Source organism: Pseudomonas lini, assembly GCF_964063345.1.
Taxonomy (GTDB): Bacteria; Pseudomonadota; Gammaproteobacteria; order Pseudomonadales; family Pseudomonadaceae; genus Aquipseudomonas; species Aquipseudomonas lini_B.
Window position 1 is genome coordinate 6488387 of the sequence record NZ_OZ061318.1, and the last position, 18925, is coordinate 6507311.

The following is an 18925-nucleotide window of genomic DNA, read 5'->3' on the forward strand; positions in this document are numbered from 1 at the left end:
CTTCATTGCAGATGACGAGGGTGTCTGGCGGGGAGTTCCAAGCAGACGATGAAGTGATGAAAAGTACGCTGCGGAACCTGTGGGAGCGGGCTTGCCCGCGATGATGGCGGCACATTCAACATTAATGTCGGCTGACACATCGCTTTCGCGGGCAAGCCCGCTCCCACAGGTTTGCGTTCGCTGGATGCATTGCGCAGAAAAAACCTGCTAAGTTGTACGATGACGGACGAGGCGGCTGTCTCTCGTCTGTCATCCCTATAACAACAAGGAAAAAATACCCATGAAAAAAACCAAATTGCTTATCGGCTTTTTGTGCCTCTTCAGCGGCTATGTGATGGCAACCCCCTCCTCCGGCGAGAAAGATGTCGCCGTAGCGGTGGACCATCTGACTCAAGCCATGCTGACCAAAAACATTCCCCAGCTGAACGCGCTCACCGCTGAAAACCTTACCTACGGCCATTCCAGCGGGAAAATCCAGGACAAGAAAGCGTTCATCGCCGACATCGAAACCGGCAAAAGCGCTTTCAAGACACTGGAAATGCAGGGGCAGACCATCACGCTGTCAGGTGATGTGGCGTTGGTCCGTCATCATTTTTCGGCGCAAGCTATCAAGGGTGAAGAGATCGTTCCGACGGAAATCGAGAACTTCCAGATCTGGCAGAAACAGCAAGGCAAATGGCTACTGGTAGGACGACAAGCGTTCCGCTTCTGAATTCTGCCTGGCAAAGCCTGGCGTTCTCGGTGGACCTGAAACAATGCGGCGTCCGTTTTGGGGCTGCTTCGCCGCCCAACGGGGGCAAGCCCCCTCGCCACAAGGTTGTGTGTGCAAGCGAGTGCAATGCTGGAAAGGTGGCGGCCGTACGCGGGTTGGCCGACCGGACAGGAACCGGCACACCCGAAGGTGTCCCACGCACAGCCGCCATAACACAAAGGTGTTGGGTAGCTGAACGTTCCTGTATCCGACCGGCCAAGGTCATTCGCGGTGTTTTCCGCGAGTCCGAACTATAGGGGTCGATACCGAAACGCGGCAACAGGGTACGTTGTAGGAAACGTCTTGGAAAGTTGTGCGCCACAAAGTTGATCGTTCCTACGATCGCGTGGGAACGATCGGCGCTCAATCATCCTCATGTAATTTCAATGATCGTTCCCACGCTCTGCGTGGGAATGCAGCCCGGGATGCTCCGCGTCCCTCTGGAGCCGAACGCGGAGCGTCCGTTGAGGCATTCCCACGCGGAGCATGGGAACGATCTACCTGGTGATTCATGAGCGCGTGATGCTCGGACTGGCGCTGATGTGCATCATCGCGCTGATCATCAAACCGGCTCGCGAAGCGCTCAATCATCCTCATGCAATTTGATGCCGCGCTTATGCAGCAGGTATGGCACCAGCAACACCAACAGCGTCAGCACCAGCAGCGAGGCCGCGATGGGTTGTGTCACAAACACCATCCAGTCGCCCTGACTGATGGACAAGGCGTTGCGCAGTTGTTTTTCCGCCATCGGGCCCAGCAGCATGCCGACGATCACCGGGGCGACGGGGAAATCGAAACGCCGCATCAACACCCCGGCCCAGCCGATGCCCAACATCAGAAACAAGTCGAACGTTGAATGGCGCATGCCGTACACGCCAATAGTGGCGAACACCAGAATGCCGGCGTTCAGGTACGGTCGCGGAATCTGCAAGAGTTTGACCCACAGGCCCACCAATGGCAGGTTCAGTACCAGCAGGATGGCGTTGCCGATGTACAGCGAGGCCACCAGCGTCCAGACCAGGTCGCCCGAGGTCTGGAACAGCAACGGCCCCGGTTGCAGGTTGTAGTTCTGGAACGCGGCCAACAGGATCGCCGCCGTGGCGGAAGTCGGTATGCCCAGGGTCAGCAGCGGAACCAGAGAACCGGTGGCGCTCGCATTGTTGGCCGCCTCGGGGCCAGCGACACCTTCAATCGCACCCTCGCCTTTGCTGGCCGCGAACTCTTTCGGGTATTTGCTGAGTTTGCGTTCGGTCGAATAAGACAGGAACGTCGGAATTTCCGCGCCACCGGCCGGAATCGAGCCAAAGGGAAAACCGATCAGGGTGCCCCGTAGCCACGCGGGAATCGAGCGTTTCCAGTCGGCACGGGTCATCCACAACGAGGTCAGGCGATGTCGGCTGCCCGTTTCTTCCTTTTGGTAGAGCACGCTGTACAAGGCCTCACCGACGGCAAACAAGCCGACCGCCACCAGCACCACTTCGATGCCATCGACCAGTTCGGGCACCTCCATGGTGTAGCGGGCAATGCCCGAGGTCGAGTCCAGGCCGATCAAGCCGATGGTCAGCCCGATCCCCAACGAGGCGAAGCCGCGCAGCATCGATGCGCCAAGCACCGCCGACACCGTGGTGAAGGCCAGCACCAGAATCGCGAAATACTCCGCCGGCCCGAACTTCAGCGCCAGTGTGGCAACGAGGGGGGCGAACAAGGTCAGCAAGATTGTCGCGATCGTGCCGGCCACAAATGAACCTATCGCCGCCGTCGCCAACGCCGGGCCTGCCCGTCCGTTGCGCGCCATGAGGTTGCCTTCCAGGGCCGTGACCATCGAGGACGATTCCCCCGGGGTGTTGAGCAGAATCGAGGTGGTGGAGCCGCCAAACTGAGCGCCGTAATAAATGCCGGCGAACATGATCAGCGCGCCGGTAGGATCGACCTTGGCGGTAATCGGCAGCAGCAAGGCGACGGTCAGCGCCGGGCCGATTCCCGGCAAAACACCGATCGCAGTACCCAGCAAGCAGCCGATAAAACCCCACATCAGATTGATCGGCGCCAACGCGGCACCGAAGCCGCTTGCCAGACTTGCGAGAATGTCCACCTTGTCGACCTCCTTTCGGCCCGGATCAGATCCAGGCGTTGACCAGGGGCGGAAGGGAAACCCCTAGCCCGGCGGTGAAAAGCCAGTAAATCGGCAGCGTCAGGGCGATGCCGATGGCCAGGTCCCGCAGCGGGCTGCGACTGCCAAAACCCCGTGCAGAACAGGCAAACAGCAGTGCAGCGGCCAATACGAAGCCGATGTAGGTAATGAGCAAGGCAACGCCGACCAGCCCCGCCGTGACCCAGGTTGCGCCGAGCTTGCCGCCGGGCTGAGTCTGGGTGGTCTCATGGTCGTCGGGAAGGTTGCGAAAACCACCGGTGAGCGCCTGATAGCACATCAACAGACCGACGACGCCCAGAAACGCCGCGACGGCGTAGGGATAGACGTAGGCCGCCATGATGACGAAGCCCATCTCGGGAGGAAACCGTGAGGCGCCGAACGCCAATAGCGCGCTGATGGCGACGACACCTAAACCAATCGCCAGTTGGGCCGGCATGACTCTCCAGCGCCCGGCCATCTCAAAGCAGCCCGACCTTGACCAGCATCGCGCGCAGGCGACCATGTTCTTCTTCGACGAATTTGCCGAAATCATCCCCGGTCAGAATGCTCGGTGACCATGCATTGGTTTTTACGTTTTCTTGCCAGACGTTGCTTTTGGTGGCGGTCAGGACGGCTTCGGTCAATTCTTTGCGCTGGTCAGGCGTCAGGCCCGCTGCGCCGTAAACGCCACGCCAGTTGCCGATCGTCACGTCATAGCCACTTTCTTTGAGGGTCGGCGCATCGATGCCTTCAACGCGGCTGGGTGCGCCGATGGCGAGTAAGCGGAACTGCTTGGACTGCACGTATTTGGCAAGCTCGGCGTAGCCGCCGGTGATCACCGTGATGTGGCCACCCAGCACCGCGGCGACGACTTCGCCGCCACCTGCGAAGGCAACGTAATTCACCTTATTGACGGGGACGTCCATTTTGCTCGCCAGTTCGGCGATGCCGATGTGGTCGATCGACCCCTTGGAGCCGCCGCCCCATTTGATATTGGACGGGTTGGCTTTGAAGTCTTTGAGCAGGTCGTCCAGGGTTTTGTACGGGGAGTCGTCACGCACGGCAATCACGTTGTATTCGGTAAACAGCCGGGCGATCGGCGTCACGTCCTTCAAGGTGATTTGCGGTTTGTTCTGCTCGATGGCCGCGACCATGATCGCGCCGACCACGATCAGGGCGTTGGCGTCGCCCTTGGTACCGTTGGCAAATTGCGCCAACCCCAAGGTGCCACCAGCGCCGCCCTTGTTTTCGAAGGTGACGGCTTTTGCCGTTTTGGCCTCGACCATGGCTTTGCCCAGGACGCGTGCGGTCTGGTCATAACCACCACCGACCGAACCGGGGGCCATGAACTTGACGGTGTCCAGCGCAAAAACCGGTGATGCGAGCGCGGCGGCGGTAACTAAAACGGCAAGGTTGCTGCTGAATCGACGGGCCAATGCAAACATGAGTCGTCTCCGGATAGCTGTTCTTGTTGTTTTCGATCAGGGAGAAGCCCCTGTTCGTTGAACATGCGTCTGGAATAAGCGTAGGTCATAGTTGTGTTTGTTGGCGTGTTTTCCCTAATGCCAGTCAGCGGAACCTGTGGGAGCGGGCTTGCCCGCGATGACGGCGGCACAGTCAACATTGATGTCGCCTGATACACCGCTTTCGCGGGCAAGCCCGCTCCCACAGGGATTGCTGCGTTGCCAGCCCCTGTGTTCTACCGCGAAAAGAAAGCAGTACTAAATGGCGGAAGGCAGCCGGAGTCGAACCTGCCCGGGAACGGATGCCGTCCCCAACCGGGTTTGAAGCCCGGCCGCGCCACCGGGCGCGATTGCCTTCCTTGAACTCAGTTTTCTGTTTGTTGGGCCAATGCATTGTCGAGCCGGATGTGGCGCCGGTCGCCAAAGCGTCGGGTCAGGCCGATTCGGTCGAAGTACTCCAGAATCTGAATGCTGCGCTTGCGCCCCAGGCCCACGGCATCGCGAAACGCGGTGACCTGAATCACCGGGTTGTCGCTTGCCAGTTGCACCAGCATAGCCGCCAATCGGCGCACCACTATCTCGGTGTAAAACAAGTCACGAACCACTTGATGCACCAACCCTAGCCGCGCCATCTTGCGCAGCAGCAGGCGCACCACGGCCTCTTCATGACCCGTCGCTTTAGCCAAATCACGCACCCACGGCGGATCGAAGCCCGCCTGCTCGAACAACGGCTGTAATTGCTGCCACAGGGTTTCGTCGTCGTCGCTCAACCGCACTTGGTGATCGGGCAAATGCAGCCACGGACCGCTGGCGACGATCGCGCCGCTGGCCAGTAATTCGTCGAGCAGGCTGATAAAGGTCGGCCGGTCCAGCGCGGTGCCAGCGAAGCGACGCAGGCGATCCCTGTCCGGTCCCATTTGATCCGGTTCGAGTTGATGAAAGCGTGCAAGGTGTTCCACCAACAGCGCTTTCAGTGCTTCCCAGCGCACCGCGCTGAACAGCAACGGCCCCTGCCGCGTATCGATCAAACGCACATCATCGGACAATTCCCAGCTATCGCGCGGACGATTGAACTGGCGCTCCAGACGTTGCGGATCGAGCCCGGTGTCGCTGTTGGCCAGCAGCGCCGGCAATGCTTCTTCCAGGCTGTTCGTGGTGGCCAGCGTTTGTAGCTGTGCCAACCGCTCGGGGCTGCGGCGGTGTCGGGCCGGAGCGAACGGGTCGAGCACCCGGCCACCGCCGAGGGTCCGTTGCGCGCTTTGATCGCGCAGGATCAAACGGTCGCCCTTCACCGCCAGCACCGGCGCATTCACCAGCAGTTGCGCGAACATCTGCTCACCCGGTGCCAGGCTGCTGCCCTCCAGCAACGCCACTCGCCCGGTCACGTCCTGAGTGCCGAGATGCACGTGCACTGGCTGAAAGTGCTCGAAGCTTCGCGCCTCGCTGGCCAATAAGGTCATCTCGATATCCAGACGCTGGGTCGGCGCATGCAGCCATTCGGCCAACAGCCAGTGGCCCCGGTGAATCTGCTCCAGAGCCAAACGGTCGGCACTCAGGTTCAGCGCGACTCGCTGCCCGGCCGTTGCGCTGTCAGCCGCCTGATTCTGCGCATGCAGGCCTCGCACCCGTACCGGTTTGCCCAGCGGACTCAACATCAGCGTATCGCCCACGGCCACCTGGCCGGACAACGCGGTGCCGGTCACCACGATACCGGCGCCGGCCACGCTGAAAGCCCGATCAATCGCCAGACGAAAACCGCCGCTGGCGCTGCGTTGAAGCACTTCATGTTGCGCATCCAGCAAGGCCCGACGCAGTGTCTCGACACCTTCGCCGGTCACATTCGACAGCGCGATTTGCGGCGCGTCGGCATAAGGGCCGGGTGCCAACAAAGCTTCGATCTGTTCCCGGACGGCTTGCACACGAGCAGGGTCGACGCGGTCGCATTTGCTGATTGCAATCAGTGCCCGAGGGATGCCCAGCAACTCGACAATCGCCAAATGTTCGCGGGTCTGCGGCATGACGCCGTCATCGGCCGCCACCACCAACAACACCAGATCAATGCCCTGAGCCCCGGCCAGCATGTTGTGGGTGAAGCGCTCATGACCGGGGACGTCGATAAAACCGGTCAGCGAGGCGCCCGGCTCCAGCGCCGCGTAGAGGTAGCCGAGGTCAATGGTCATGCCGCGTTCGCGTTCTTCCCGGCGACGGTCGCCGGCCTGGCCGGTCAATGCCTGGAGCAAGGAGGTTTTACCGTGATCGATGTGCCCCGCCGTGCCGACAATCACCCGTCCCGGCCCTCCTCCTGCAGTTGATCGAGTTGCGCCAGCCATGCGGCTTCGTCGTCGAGTTGGCGCAGGTCCAGCCAAAGCGCATCACCGTCGATGCGCCCAAGCACGGGAATCGGCAGCCGACGGAACGCGGCCTCCAGCCCCAGCAATCGCCGCCCGCGCAGACGCTTGGAGACGTTGGGCCGCAGGCATAACGCAGCGCCAGGTAAACGAGCCACCGGTTGGCTACCGCTGCCGATCATGCCCAGCGCCGGTACCGCGCTGACGCTCCAGCCGTCACCCAACACCTGCGCCAGTGACGGTTGCAGGCGTTCGGCCTGGGCGAAGATGTCGGTTTGGGGTCGAGTCAGCAGGCGCAGACTCGGCAGACGTTCGGCCAGTCGATCAGGATCGCGGTACAGCGCCAATACGGCTTCGAGGGCGGCCAGGGTCAGTTTGTCGACCCGCAGCGCGCGCTTGAGCGGGTTCTTCTTGATCTTCGCGATCAGGTCTTTGCGGCCGACTATCAGCCCGGCTTGGGGGCCGCCGAGCAGTTTGTCGCCACTGAAAGTAACGATGTCCGCGCCATCAAGCAGCGCCTGGCGCACCGTCGGTTCGGCGGGCAGGCCCCAGCGAGTCAGGTCCAGCAGACTGCCACTGCCCAGGTCTTCGAGCAGTGGCAGCCCGTGACGGTGAGCCAGTTCCGCCAACTCAGCCGTCGGCACCCGGGCGGTGAAACCTTCGATGGAATAATTGCTCGCGTGTACGCGCATCAGCAGACCACTGCGCGGACCAATCGCAGCCTCGTAATCGCGGGCATGGGTGCGGTTGGTGGTGCCCACTTCGTGCAGCCGCACCCCGGCGCGGGCCATGATGTCGGGAATGCGAAAGGCACCGCCGATTTCGATCAGTTCACCACGGGAAATGATGCCTTCCTTGCGCGCGCCCAGACTGTTGAGTGTCAGCAACACAGCGGCGGCGTTGTTGTTGACCACGGTCACCGCTTCGGCGCCGGTCAGTTCACGGATCAGGCCTTCGATCAAATCATCGCGGTCGCCGCGCTTGCCGCTGCGCAGGTCGAATTCCAGATTGAGCGGATAGCGGGCGGCCAGTTCCACGGCGGCAATGGCTTCCTCTGGCAATAACGCGCGCCCGAGGTTGGTGTGCAGCACCGTGCCGGTGAGGTTGAATACCCGACGGACCTGGCTGCGATGCTGGATCGCCAGACGCTCACCCGCCCTGCCCGCCAATACGTCGGGGGCGATTTCAACGGCATCGAGTTCACCTTTGAGCACCGGTTCGCGCAAGTCATCGAGCAGTTGCCGCAGGCCGGCCAGCAGCGCGTCACGCCCATAACGCTCGGCCAACGCCTGGCAGGCTGGATGGCGCAGCAAGCTGTCGATGGAGGGCAGCCGCAAGGCGTGGCTGGCGGAGGGTGCGGACATCAGAGGCTCCCGGAAGCGAATGACCGTCGCGTCTGAGTGTAGTCGCTGGGCTCTCTGCTCAAAGGGGACAGGCTCAGTCGCCTCCGGTGCGTGGGTATCTTTCCGATTTTGATGGTGTGCATATCCGTTGCTGCGGTAACGGCCGCTGGCGGTTTCGCTTTTACAGCGAGTCACTTGGAAAAGCCCCAAGTAACGACAGGGGCGGTGCCTCAAGATCAAGAGCTGCAGGCGAGCTAACGCTCGGCCTGTTGAGTGGTGAAAGGCAGAGCGGATGTGCTCTGATTTTTTGTGGGAGCTGGCTTGCCTGCGATGGCGGCGGCACATTCAACATCACATTGACTGACCCACCGCTATCGCGGGCAAGCCCGCTCCCACAGGATTTGTGTCGTACACAGATTTTGTATATACCCGCTCCTCCTGTGGGAGCGAGCCTGCTCGCGAAGCTGTTGATCTTGCTGTTGCTGTTGCTGTTGCTGTTGCTGTTGATCTGTTGCCCCTTTCCCAGAGGCCGAACGCAGGTATTGCGCAGGGGGCACCGCGGCAAGGATGCCGCGGTAGCCGCCCCCGGCCATGGATGGCCGATGGCGGCGGGCCCCCGGAGCAATGCCTTCGTTATGGCATGCCGAGCCTAGGCGAGGCACCGAATGGAGGGGCAAAGCCTTTTGGTTCCTTTTCGGCGTTTGGAAAAGGGACTCGCTGTAAGAGCGAAACCAATAGAAGCCGTGACCGCAGAAACGGATATGTACACCAAAAATCCCGGTCGGCTATCAGGCCGTCATCGCAGGCAAGCCAGCTCCCACAATTTGATCGGTGTACATCTATAAGAAACAGGTCAGCGATCAGGCCGCCTTCGCAGGCAAGCCAGCTCCGACAGCAACGGCAACATCAAAAGATCGCAGCCTCGCTTCGCTCGACAGCTCCTACAGGGAAATGCGTGGGACCTGCCGTCAGCGCGGAACCCTAAGCGGCCGTTACCGCAGAAATGGATATGTACTCCCAACACCAAGCCCCAAGCCTCGTGCAGAAACCTATGCCCCAGGTGCCAACATCAAATTGGGCGATAGGCGCTGGTAACCCTCCTCCTCCAGACGCATATCCAGCATCAGGCTGGACAGGTCCGCCGAGAGCGCTTCGGCTTCCGCATCGTTTTCCAGGTAGATCAGCTTCAGGTAACTATTGCAGCCGGGGCAGACTTCCGCCCGTAACGGCGCCTGATTGGCAGCATGACGGTCATCCTCGAAGCTTATGTATTGAAGCCCCTTGCCTTGTTCGCAATACACGCACTTGACCCGCACCGCATGCCATTCGCAGGCGCACAATGAGCACACCAGATAACGCAATCCGTTGTATTTGCCGCGATGACGAATCACCCCGGCCATCGCTGGCGAACCGCAGGCCGGGCATTGGCTGAGGCTGTCGCCGCGCTTGAGTTCAAGATTGGGTGAGCTCAGTAGCCAATGGCTCCAGGCCGCTTGCAGCGCTGCACCGAGAAACGGCACAAGCTCTGCCGGCAGCATTGAATACTGGCCGCTGACCAAGGCAATCGCCCAGGCTTTGAGCAGCCCCGGGTTGGCACTGCGCAAAGTCGCCACGGCGTTTTCTACCGCTGATTGTGGCGGTGGCTGATAGCGTTGCAACAAGGCTTCGAGATACGGCAACCAAACATTTTCGCGCACCAGGCTGTCGGCGGCGAACGGTGGCAAGCCATGTTCCACGCACACCCGAAGACGTTCGGGATCGGGCATGGCGGCCACGGGCGGATCGTCCATCAATTCCTGCTGAACGTGGCACAGCCCCGCGATCAAGCGCAGATAGTCCGCCATGGGATGCCCATCGGCCAGGCGTTCCAGGCGCAGCGCGCGCAAGGTGAACAGGTTGTTCGGTGGCAGGTACAGAAACGGCGGTGAACTCGCCGCCGCTTCTATTTGCCCAGGCTCGAGGATCGTGGCCAAGGGGTCATCCTTTTTTGGTGATCGGTCGCTCAGGCGTCTCGTCTTGGGTCACTTCCCGGTACCAGAGCTCATGGTGTTTTCTCGCCCAGGCACGGCTGACGCCACCATGCACCATGGCGTGGACCGAACCGCGAATCCAGATCGCGGCATAGACATGGACGATGATGCTCAGCACCAGAATGAACCCCGCCAACGCATGCAACAGCATCGCCCAGCGAATGCCGGTGATGCCGAAATACGCGCTGAACCAGGCGCGCCAGATCACCAGCCCGCTGAACAACAGCACCAGCATGCAGATCAGCAACACCCAGAACAGCAGCTTCTGCGCCGGGTTGTATTTGCCGATCGGTGGCACGCCCTCCTCTTCGTTACGCATGACAGTCCCGACGCGCCTGAGCCACAACCGGTCGTTGGCGCTGAAGTAATTCGCCCGCCAGAAACTGAACACCAGGCCGAGGAACAGCACAAACATCGCCACGCCCATGTACGGATGCAGGATGCGCGTCCACGAACCGCCGCCAAACAGGTTGCTGAGCCAGAACAACCCCGGATGGAACAAGGCCAGCCCCGACAGCGCGGCCATGAGAAACACAATCGCCACCAGCCAGTGATTGGTGCGCTGGTTGGAGGTGTAGCGCAGGATCGGTTTGTCGTTCATGGCCTGTCCTCCCCGCCGGGTTTCGTCGGATCAAAGGTGTGCACCGATGGATCGAATTCATGCACCGCCGGGTCGATGATGACTGGGTGTTCGTCCTCCTCGACCAGTTGTGGCCCGACGCGCACGTAATGGAAGAACCCGGCCAGCACCGCCGCGCCCATGGCCAGCAACGCCAAGGGTTTGCTCAGGCCTTTCCACAGGTCCACCAGCGGACTGATCGCCGGGTGATCCGGCAACCCGGCATACAACCTGGGCGTGTCGGCATGGTGCAGCACATACATGACGTGAGTGCCGCCAACGCCTGCGGGGTCATACAAACCGGCGTTTTCGAAACCGCGGCTCTTGAGGTCGACGATACGTTCGGCGGCGTGTTCTTTCATGTCTTCCTTGCTGCCGAAAACGATGGCGCCGGTCGGGCAGGTTTTCACGCAGGCCGGCTCGAGTCCCACCGCCACCCGGTCCGAACACAGTGTGCATTTATAGGCTTTGTGGTCCTTTTGCGAGATGCGCGGAATGTTGAACGGGCAACCGGTGATGCAATACCCGCAGCCGATGCAATGGTCCTGATCGAAATCGACGATGCCGTTGGCGTGCTTGATGATCGCGCCGGGGCTCGGGCACGCCGCCAGGCAGCCGGGTTCTGCGCAGTGCATGCAGCCGTCCTTGCGAATCAGCCATTCGAGGTTGCCGGCGTCGGTTTCATGCTCGGTGAAGCGCATCAAGGTCCAGGTGTCTGCGCTGAGGTCTTGAGGGTTGTCGTAAGTGCCGAGGTTGTGACCGACATCGTCGCGCAACTCGTTCCATTCGGAGCAGGCGACCTGGCAGGCCTTGCAGCCGATGCACTTGGTGGTGTCGATCAGCTTGGCCACTTCCTCTTGCGTGCGCACCGAGGGCGGCACGGTGGTGGTGGCCGAGCGGGCGATGATGTCTTGGCTGGCCATTTAGATTTTCTCCACGTTGACCAGGAATGACTTGGATTCCGGGGTCTGTGTGTTGCCATCGCCGAGGAACGGCACCAGGGTGTTGGTCAGGTAACCGTGACGGGTGGCGCCGGTGAAACCCCAGTGCAACGGGATACCGATCTGATGCACCACCTGATTGTTGACCTGCAGCGGACGAATCCGCTTGGTCACCACCGCCACCGCTTCGATATGCCCGCGCTTGGAACTGACCCGTACCCGGTCACCGGCAGCAATGCCTTTCTCCTTGGCCAGCACCTCGCCGATTTCGACAAACTGCTCAGGCTGGGTCACGGCGTTGATCGGGCAATGCTTGGTCCAGAAGTGGAAGTGTTCGGTCAGCCGGTAGCTGGTCGCCGCATAAGGGAAGTCCTTGGCCTGCCCCAGGGTTTCCCAGACTGAATCGAAGATCCGCCCGGCCGGGTTGCTGGTCGCCTGCTTGTTGTTGGGGTGCATCGGGTTGATGCCAATGGGCGTCTCGAACGGCTCATAGTGTTCCGGGAATGGTCCTTCGTTCATCTTGTCGAGGGCGAAGAAACGCGCCACGCCTTCGGGGTTCATGATGAACGGGTTCATCCCGGCTTCCGGCGGCACATCGGCCTTGTAGTCAGGCACGTCGGTGCCGGTCCAGACCTTGCCGTTCCACCACACCAGCCGTTTGTTCGCATCCCACGGTTTGCCTTGAGGGTCGCAAGAGGCGCGGTTGTAGAGGATCCGTCGGTTCATCGGCCAGGCCCAGGCCCAACCCAGGTTCTGCTTCATGCCGAAAGGGTCGCTGTTGTCGCGCCGGGCCATGTTGTTGCCCTGCTCGGTCCAGCTGCCGCAGAAGATCCAGCACCCGGACGCCGTGCTGCCATCGTCCTTGAGTTGGCCGAAACCGGACAGCTGCTGACCGGCCTTGACCACCGCGCCCGAGGCGTCGGTGACATCGGCGATGGCGTAGCCGTTGAATTCCCGGGCCAGCTCTTCCGGCGTCGGGTCATCGGGAATCTTGTAGGGCCAGTCGAGCTTGAGGATCGGCTCGGCCCAGGCACCGCCGTTGGCTTGGTAACGCTTGCGCAGGCGCAAGAACAGCTCGGCCATGATTTTCACGTCCGTGCGCGCCTGCCCCGGGCCATCGGCCCCCTTCCAGTGCCATTGCAGCCAGCGACCGCTGTTGACCAGCGAACCGTTTTCTTCGGCGAAACAGGTGGTGGGCAGACGGATGACTTCGGTCTGGATCTCGGCCGTTTGCACATCGTTGTAAGGCCCGGCGTTGCGCCAGAACTCCGAAGTTTCGGTAGCCAGTGGGTCCATCACCACCAGCCATTTGAGTTTGGCCAGCGCCTTCATCACCCGGTTCTTGTCCGGCAAGGCGGCGATCGGGTTGAAGCCCTGGCACATGTAGCCATTGACCTCGCCCTTGCCCATCATGTCGAACATTTTCAGGATGTCGTAGCCGGGAATGTCCAGCTTGGGCAGCCAGTCGTAGCCCCAGTTGTTCTCTGCGGTGGCATTGGCCCCGTACCAGGCTTTCATCAGGCTGACGTGAAACTTGCCGTAGTTCTGCCAGTAGGACATCTGCCCGGGACGCAGCGGCTTGAGTGCACGTTTGGCGATGTAGGCGTTGTAATCCTGTTCGGCTTCGGCCGGCAGGGTCAGGTAACCCGGCAGCAGGTTGGACAGCAAGCCCAGGTCGGTCAGGCCCTGGATGTTGGAGTGCCCGCGCAGGGCATTGACGCCCCCGCCCGGCATGCCGACGTTGCCCAGCAGCAGTTGCACCATGGCCGCGCTGCGGATCATCTGCGAGCCGGTCGAATGCTGGGTCCAGCCTAGCGCGTAGAGAATTGTCATGGTTTTGCCCGGTTGCGAGCAGGTGGCGATCTCTTCCCAGATTTTCTGCATCGCGTCCACGGGCATGCCGCAGACCTGACTGGCCAGCTCCAGGGTGTAGCGGCTGTAATGCTGCTTCATTAATTGATAGACGCAGCGTGGGTCTTGCAAAGTCGGGTCGACTTTGGCGAAACCGTCCTCGCCGATTTCGTAGCCCCAGCCGGACTTGTCGGTGTAGGTGCGCTTGCTCGCGTCGTAACCGCTGAACAACCCGTCCTCGAAGCCGTAGTTGGCCTTGACGATGAACGACACGTCCGTATAGGCCCGCACGTATTCGTGCTGGATCTTGTCTTCGGTCAGCAGGTAGTTGATCAGCCCGCCCATGAAGGCAATGTCGGTGCCGGTGCGAATCGGCGCGTAGTAGTCGGCCACCGAGGCGGTACGGGTGAAACGCGGGTCGACCACAATCAGCCGCGCCTTGTTGTGGGCTTTGGCTTCGGTCACCCATTTGAAACCGCAAGGGTGCGCTTCAGCGGCATTGCCACCCATCACCAGAACCAGATTCGCGTTGGCGATATCGGTCCAGTGGTTGGTCATGGCACCACGGCCATACGTCGGGGCAAGACTTGCCACCGTCGGGCCATGTCAGACACGTGCCTGGTTATCAAACCCCAGCATGCCGAGACTGCGAATCACCTTGTGGGTGATGTACCCCGCTTCGTTGGACGACGCGGACGCTGCGAGGAAACCGGTGGTCAGCCAGCGGTTCACCGTTTGCCCCTGGGCGTTCTTCTCGATGAAGTGGGCGTCGCGGTCGGCCTTCATCAGGTCGGCGATGCGATCCAGCGCTTCATCCCAGGAGATTCGCGTCCACTCCGTGGTGCCGGGCTTGCGCACCTGCGGGTACTGGAGACGGCTGGGGCTGTGAATGAAATCGAGCAGGCCTGCGCCTTTGGGGCAGAGGGTGCCGCGATTGACGGGGTGGTCGGCATCGCCTTCGATGTGGATGATGCTCTGGGCGACATTCTTCGCGTTGTCGCCCTGGCTGTACATGATCAAGCCGCACCCGACCGAGCAGTACGGGCAGGTGTTGCGGGTTTCATGGGTATGGGCGAGCTTGAAATGACGCACTTGTTCGGCGAAAGCGGGCGTCGGGGCCATGCCCAGCGCGCCGAGGCTTGAGCCCGCAAGGCCGAGACCAGCGACCTTGAAGAACTGACGACGGTTGAGATCCATCGTGCACTCCTGATCAGGTGGAAACCCGGTGCGTTGGCCAATCAGAACCTGTGGGAGCGGGCTTGCCCGCGAAGGCGGTGTGTCAGGCGACATCAATATTGACTGTGCCGCCGTCTTAGCGGGCAAGCCCGCTCCCACAGGGTTTCGCTTAACTGACTGGCACTGTGCATTGGCCGGGTTTTTCTGGACGATCACAGTGACGGTAACCTATCTACCGCCACTTAGAACTTTAGACAATGTTGCCGTGCGCCGTCTGAAAACCGACCGTCGGCGGCTTGCCGGTCATGCCCTGTTGCGCAATTCGCCAGCGATCAAGGTTGGCGCTTATCATGACCGCCGGATTAACCCCCCCGCCTTTTATGAGACTGAGCATGACTTTCGATTTTGATCAGGTGTTCGACCGCCATGGCACCGGCAGTACCAAATGGAGCCGCTACCCGGCCGACGTGTTGCCGATGTGGGTGGCCGACATGGACTTTGCCGCGCCGCCAGCGATCATTCAGGCGCTGCAAAAACGCCTGGAACACCCGATGCTCGGTTACAGCGTGGCCCAGGATGACTTGCGTGACGCCATCGTCGCCGACCTGTGGAGCAAGTACGCCTGGCGCGTGCAACCTCAGGAGCTGGTCTTCCTGCCGGGTATCGAGTCGGGTTTCAACATGGCCCTGCATGCGCTGGTTCAGCCACAGCAGAACGTGGTCGTGCAGATTCCGAACTACCCACCGCTGCGCCACGCACCGGGCCACTGGCAGTTGAACAAGATCGAACTGGATTTCGACGCATTGGCCGATGGCACTTATGCGACGCCACTCGACACCTTGCGCCAGGCCCTGCAAGGGGGCGGCGCCCTGCTGCTGAGCAACCCGCATAACCCGCTGGGCAAGGTCTTCCCGCGTGAAGAGCTGCAAGCGGTCGCCGACATTTGCCTGGAGCAGGACGCCTGGATCATCTCCGACGAGATCCATTCCGAGCTGTGCTTCGACGGGCGCGTACACATTCCGACTGCCTCGCTCAGCCCAGAAATCGCCAAGCGCACCATCACCCTGATGTCGGCGAGCAAGGCCTACAACATCGCCGGTTTGAAGACGGCGTTCATGATCATTCAGGACGCGGCGCTGCGCCATCGGGTCAACAGTGCTCGTTGTGGCATGGTCGACAGCGTCAACCCGCTGGGCCTGGAAGCCACCCGCGTCGCCTACAGCGAAGGCAGCCCGTGGCTGACCGAGCTCATGGCCTATCTGCAAAGCAATCGGGATTACCTGGTGGAGGCGGTTCGTACGCGGTTGCCGGGTGTGACCATGAACATCCCTCAGGGGACTTACCTTGCGTGGCTCGACTGCACGGCGTTGGGGCTGGATAGCCCGCAGCAATTCTTCCTCGAACAGGCCAAGGTCGGGCTGAGCGCAGGGCTGGATTTCGGCGATAACGCCGGGCAGTTCGTGCGACTGAATTTCGGTTGCCCGCGAGCGCTGCTGGAAGAAGGGATCGCGCGGATGGAGCGTAGTTTGCGTAACCGCCAGGCCTGACACCTCAGGTTGACACCGAAAACCCGATGCCTGTGCATCGGGTTTTTTATGGGCGATAGGCGCAGTATCGAATCAAATTCAAGGTGTTATGCGCTCCATGCAAGCCTTGATGAAGGCTTCTCGCTTCTGATCGTCCGGCAGCTTCATGAAGTTTTTCGGCTCGCAATTTTTCTCATTCACTTCGTATTTGTTTTCGCAGCCAGCAAGACATGCCAACGATAGTGCCAGTGCAACGAGCGATTGGGTGTTCATGAGCAACTCCTCATCGAGTTTCTTGCATCGCATAGAGCCTAACTCATGAGTTGAGTGTATGCAGGAACAGTGAGCTCTCCTCTTGCGTTAAACCCGTCGGAAGTCCAACCGAACTCAACGAGTGCTTGTGCGTTTGAGTTGTTTGCGTGGAACAACCTTCAACGCTTGTAAACATTCCCTCCGGCAGACCGCCCTTGGCGTCACCCGATAAAAAATGAACCCCCGGCGATGGATGCACCTCAATACTTTTAGGGGCCCCTATGCAGGGCCGCTCGCTATCTGGAGGTCGACATGTCCGCACCTTTCGTCAGGCTGTTCACTCAGCCCAATTTCGTCTGGACAGATATTCGTAAGGAAGAGGAAGCGCATCCGCGCCATTACCTCGCTCATTTGCTGTTGCTCGCCTTGATTCCCGCCGTATGTCTGTTCATCGGGACCACCTACGTCGGCTGGAGCCTGGTCGAGAAAGAAACGGTCAGGCTCACCACCACCAGCGCCCTGCAACTCTGCGGGCTGCTGTACCTGAGCATCATTGTCGGCGTGGTGCTGATGGGGCTGTTCATCCGCTGGATGTCACGAACATTCGACTCACGCCCCAACGTCAATCAGTGCATCGGTTTTGCCGCCTATACCGTGACCCCGTTTTTTCTCGCGGGTATCGCCGGGCTCTACCCCAGCCGCTGGCTGGCGATCACGGTGCTGGGGGCCGCCTCTATCTATTCGACGTTCCTGCTGTTCGTCGGCTTGCCGATTTTCATGCACGAGCGCAGGGAGCAAGGCCTGCTGAATGCGGCGAGCCTATGGGGTGTCGGGCTGTTGGTGCTGGTGACTATCCTGGTGGAAATGATTTTGCTCTGGTCCAACTATCTGCGACCTGAGTACTTACGCGTGACCGGCATTTGACTGTCCTGGGTCAGCGATCCTTCGACGGTCTGCGGCACACCTCCGAGAACCGGGCATGAGCTTCATTGTATGGGTGGCGGTGTTGGGGGCGGTGCTGCTGACCCTGGCACTGACCTCGTCCTATCTGCGCTGGATGCCGGTGACCACCTCAGCAGTGTGCCTGGCGCTGGGTGTGGCAATCGGTCCGGCGGGGCTGGGCCTGCTGAAGCTGAACATCAAGGACGCGGCGTTCTGGATGGAGCATCTGACGGAAGTCGCGGTGCTCTTTTCGCTGTTTGTCTGCGGACTCAAATTGCGCCTGCCACTCAAGGATCGCCAATGGCGGATAGCGTTCGGCCTGGCAGGACCGGTGATGATCCTGACCATCATTGGCGTCTGCCTGCTACTGCATTACGGATTTGCCCTGGCCTGGGGGCCGTCACTGCTGATCGGGGCGATTCTGGCCCCCACCGATCCGGTATTGGCCTCGCTGGTGCAAGTCAACGACGCCAGGGATTACGATTCGGTGCGTTTCGGGCTCTCCGGTGAGGCGGGCCTCAACGACGGCATCGCCTTCCCTTTCGTAATCCTCGGCTTGCTGTTCGTGCAACAGGGCGGCAATAGCGAGGCCTGGCTCGGTGAGTGGGCACTGAAAAGTGTGCTGTGGGCCGTGCCTGCCGGATTGTTCACCGGTTACTGGATGGGCCACGGCATCGGTCGCTTGACCTTGTCGATGCGCATCCGCAATGCCGACAGCACTATTTCTCCCAACGATTATCTGACCCTGGCCCTGATCGCCCTCGCTTATGTCGCGGCCGAGGAGATACATGCCTATGGCTTTCTGTCCGTATTCGCCGCCGGCCTGGGGTTGCGGCAGGCCGAAGTCAAATCCACAGGCGACGCGCAGATACCCGCCGAGCATTTGGTGCAACCGGTGGTCGGTCACCAGAACGTCGAACCTGAGGCCGCCGTCCACGGCGACGTGGCGAATCTGCCGGAAACCCAAGTCGCGGCGGGCATCATGATGGGCGACATGCTGGCATTCGGCAGTTTGGTGGAACGCGCCATGGAAGTGTTTCTGGTCACCCTGCTGGGCGTGGTGCTGGTGGGCCATTGGGATTGGCGAGCGTTGGTGGTTGCACTGGTGTTGTTCTGTGCCATTCGGCCCTTGTGCGTATGGCTCATGCCATGGGGGCGTTTGCTGGACAGCCGCCAGCGGCTGTTGATCGGCTGGTTCGGGATTCGCGGGATCGGGAGCTTTTATTACCTGTTCTACGCCTTGAACCATGACCTCGGTCCGGCGGCGGCCACGCTGTGCACCGACCTGACGTTGTCGGTGGTGGCGCTGAGCATTCTGGCGCATGGCATCAGTACTCAACCGATGCTGGCCCGGTATGAGCGGCGCAATCAGCAGGACGTCTGACGGTTTCCTCCGTCGGTCAACCTGCATTGAACAGCAACAAATATTCATGCAGGTTGCACGACAAACGTCGTTTCTATTCGATCACATCCCACTGTTTTTTATGGCTTTTTGGTAAACCTTGAAACAGGCACGAGAAATGCTCCAGCAGTGTGAGCGACAGCGGCAGGA

General features: G+C 60.8%; 15 protein-coding genes and 1 tRNA gene. 4 read left to right on the forward strand and 12 right to left on the reverse strand.

What is annotated here, in order from left to right; genetic code table 11:
• Positions 1 to 280 precede the first annotated feature (280 nt).
• The gene (locus tag AB3226_RS29445; protein WP_367375664.1) at positions 281 to 712 is read left to right on the forward strand and encodes a nuclear transport factor 2 family protein; all 432 of its coding nucleotides are present in this window, start codon (positions 281 to 283) and stop codon (positions 710 to 712) included.
• A gap of 622 nt (positions 713 to 1334) precedes the next feature.
• Here the strand turns inward: AB3226_RS29445 and AB3226_RS29450 are convergent.
• The 11 genes from AB3226_RS29450 to AB3226_RS29500 form a co-directional block, all read right to left on the reverse strand.
• Complete coding sequence (locus tag AB3226_RS29450) at positions 1335 to 2843, reverse strand: tripartite tricarboxylate transporter permease (RefSeq protein WP_367375665.1); 1509 nt, start codon at positions 2841 to 2843, stop codon at positions 1335 to 1337.
• Between the two features lie 25 nt (positions 2844 to 2868).
• Entirely contained in the window at positions 2869 to 3360 is a 492-nt protein-coding gene (locus tag AB3226_RS29455; protein ID WP_367375666.1) for a tripartite tricarboxylate transporter TctB family protein, read from the reverse strand.
• A 1-nt stretch (position 3361) separates the two neighbouring features.
• Positions 3362 to 4327 carry a tripartite tricarboxylate transporter substrate binding protein gene (locus AB3226_RS29460; RefSeq protein WP_367375667.1) on the reverse strand — a complete coding sequence of 322 codons (966 nt, stop codon included), beginning with the start codon at positions 4325 to 4327 and terminating at the stop codon, positions 3362 to 3364.
• A gap of 281 nt (positions 4328 to 4608) precedes the next feature.
• A tRNA-Sec gene (locus tag AB3226_RS29465) sits at positions 4609 to 4704 on the reverse strand.
• Between the two features lie 6 nt (positions 4705 to 4710).
• Positions 4711 to 6630 (reverse strand): selenocysteine-specific translation elongation factor, encoded by a 1920-nt coding sequence (gene selB / locus AB3226_RS29470; protein ID WP_367375881.1) that lies wholly within the window; start codon positions 6628 to 6630, stop codon positions 4711 to 4713.
• Positions 6627 to 8057: an L-seryl-tRNA(Sec) selenium transferase gene (gene selA, locus AB3226_RS29475; RefSeq protein WP_367375668.1), complete on the reverse strand. Its 1431-nt coding sequence runs from the start codon at positions 8055 to 8057 to the stop codon at positions 6627 to 6629. The genes selB and selA overlap by 4 nt, the downstream gene beginning before the upstream one ends.
• Positions 8058 to 9085: 1028 nt before the next feature.
• Positions 9086 to 10009 (reverse strand): formate dehydrogenase accessory protein FdhE, encoded by a 924-nt coding sequence (gene fdhE, locus AB3226_RS29480; RefSeq protein WP_367375669.1) that lies wholly within the window; start codon positions 10007 to 10009, stop codon positions 9086 to 9088.
• A 4-nt stretch (positions 10010 to 10013) separates the two neighbouring features.
• Positions 10014 to 10667, reverse strand: a complete 654-nt coding sequence (locus tag AB3226_RS29485; protein WP_367375670.1) for a formate dehydrogenase subunit gamma — start codon at positions 10665 to 10667, stop codon at positions 10014 to 10016.
• Positions 10664 to 11608, reverse strand: coding sequence for a formate dehydrogenase subunit beta (gene fdxH / locus AB3226_RS29490; RefSeq protein WP_367375671.1), 945 nt, complete (start codon positions 11606 to 11608; stop codon positions 10664 to 10666). Before fdxH ends, AB3226_RS29485 begins: the two co-directional genes overlap by 4 nt.
• Positions 11609 to 14674 carry a formate dehydrogenase-N subunit alpha gene (gene fdnG / locus AB3226_RS29495; RefSeq protein WP_367375672.1) on the reverse strand — a complete coding sequence of 1022 codons (3066 nt, stop codon included), beginning with the start codon at positions 14672 to 14674 and terminating at the stop codon, positions 11609 to 11611. It lies immediately after the preceding gene.
• Positions 14675 to 14903: 229 nt separating this feature from the next.
• Positions 14904 to 15047, reverse strand: a complete 144-nt coding sequence (locus AB3226_RS29500; protein ID WP_367375673.1) for a hypothetical protein — start codon at positions 15045 to 15047, stop codon at positions 14904 to 14906.
• Between AB3226_RS29500 and AB3226_RS29505 the strand changes: the two genes are divergently transcribed.
• Positions 15046 to 16200 carry a MalY/PatB family protein gene (locus AB3226_RS29505; protein ID WP_367375674.1) on the forward strand — a complete coding sequence of 385 codons (1155 nt, stop codon included), beginning with the start codon at positions 15046 to 15048 and terminating at the stop codon, positions 16198 to 16200. The genes AB3226_RS29500 and AB3226_RS29505 overlap by 2 nt on opposite strands.
• A 78-nt stretch (positions 16201 to 16278) precedes the next feature.
• Here AB3226_RS29505 and trbK read toward each other — a convergent pair whose 3' ends face one another.
• Positions 16279 to 16452 (reverse strand): entry exclusion lipoprotein TrbK, encoded by a 174-nt coding sequence (trbK, locus tag AB3226_RS29510; protein ID WP_123722917.1) that lies wholly within the window; start codon positions 16450 to 16452, stop codon positions 16279 to 16281.
• Positions 16453 to 16743: 291 nt separating this feature from the next.
• Here trbK and AB3226_RS29515 point away from each other — a divergent pair, with 291 nt between their 5' ends.
• Together AB3226_RS29515 and AB3226_RS29520 are read left to right on the forward strand one after the other, a co-directional pair.
• Complete coding sequence (locus tag AB3226_RS29515; RefSeq protein ID WP_367375675.1) at positions 16744 to 17355, forward strand: Yip1 family protein; 612 nt, start codon at positions 16744 to 16746, stop codon at positions 17353 to 17355.
• A 55-nt stretch (positions 17356 to 17410) separates the two neighbouring features.
• Positions 17411 to 18757, forward strand: a complete 1347-nt coding sequence (locus AB3226_RS29520) for a cation:proton antiporter (RefSeq protein WP_367375676.1) — start codon at positions 17411 to 17413, stop codon at positions 18755 to 18757.
• Positions 18758 to 18925 lie beyond the last annotated feature (168 nt).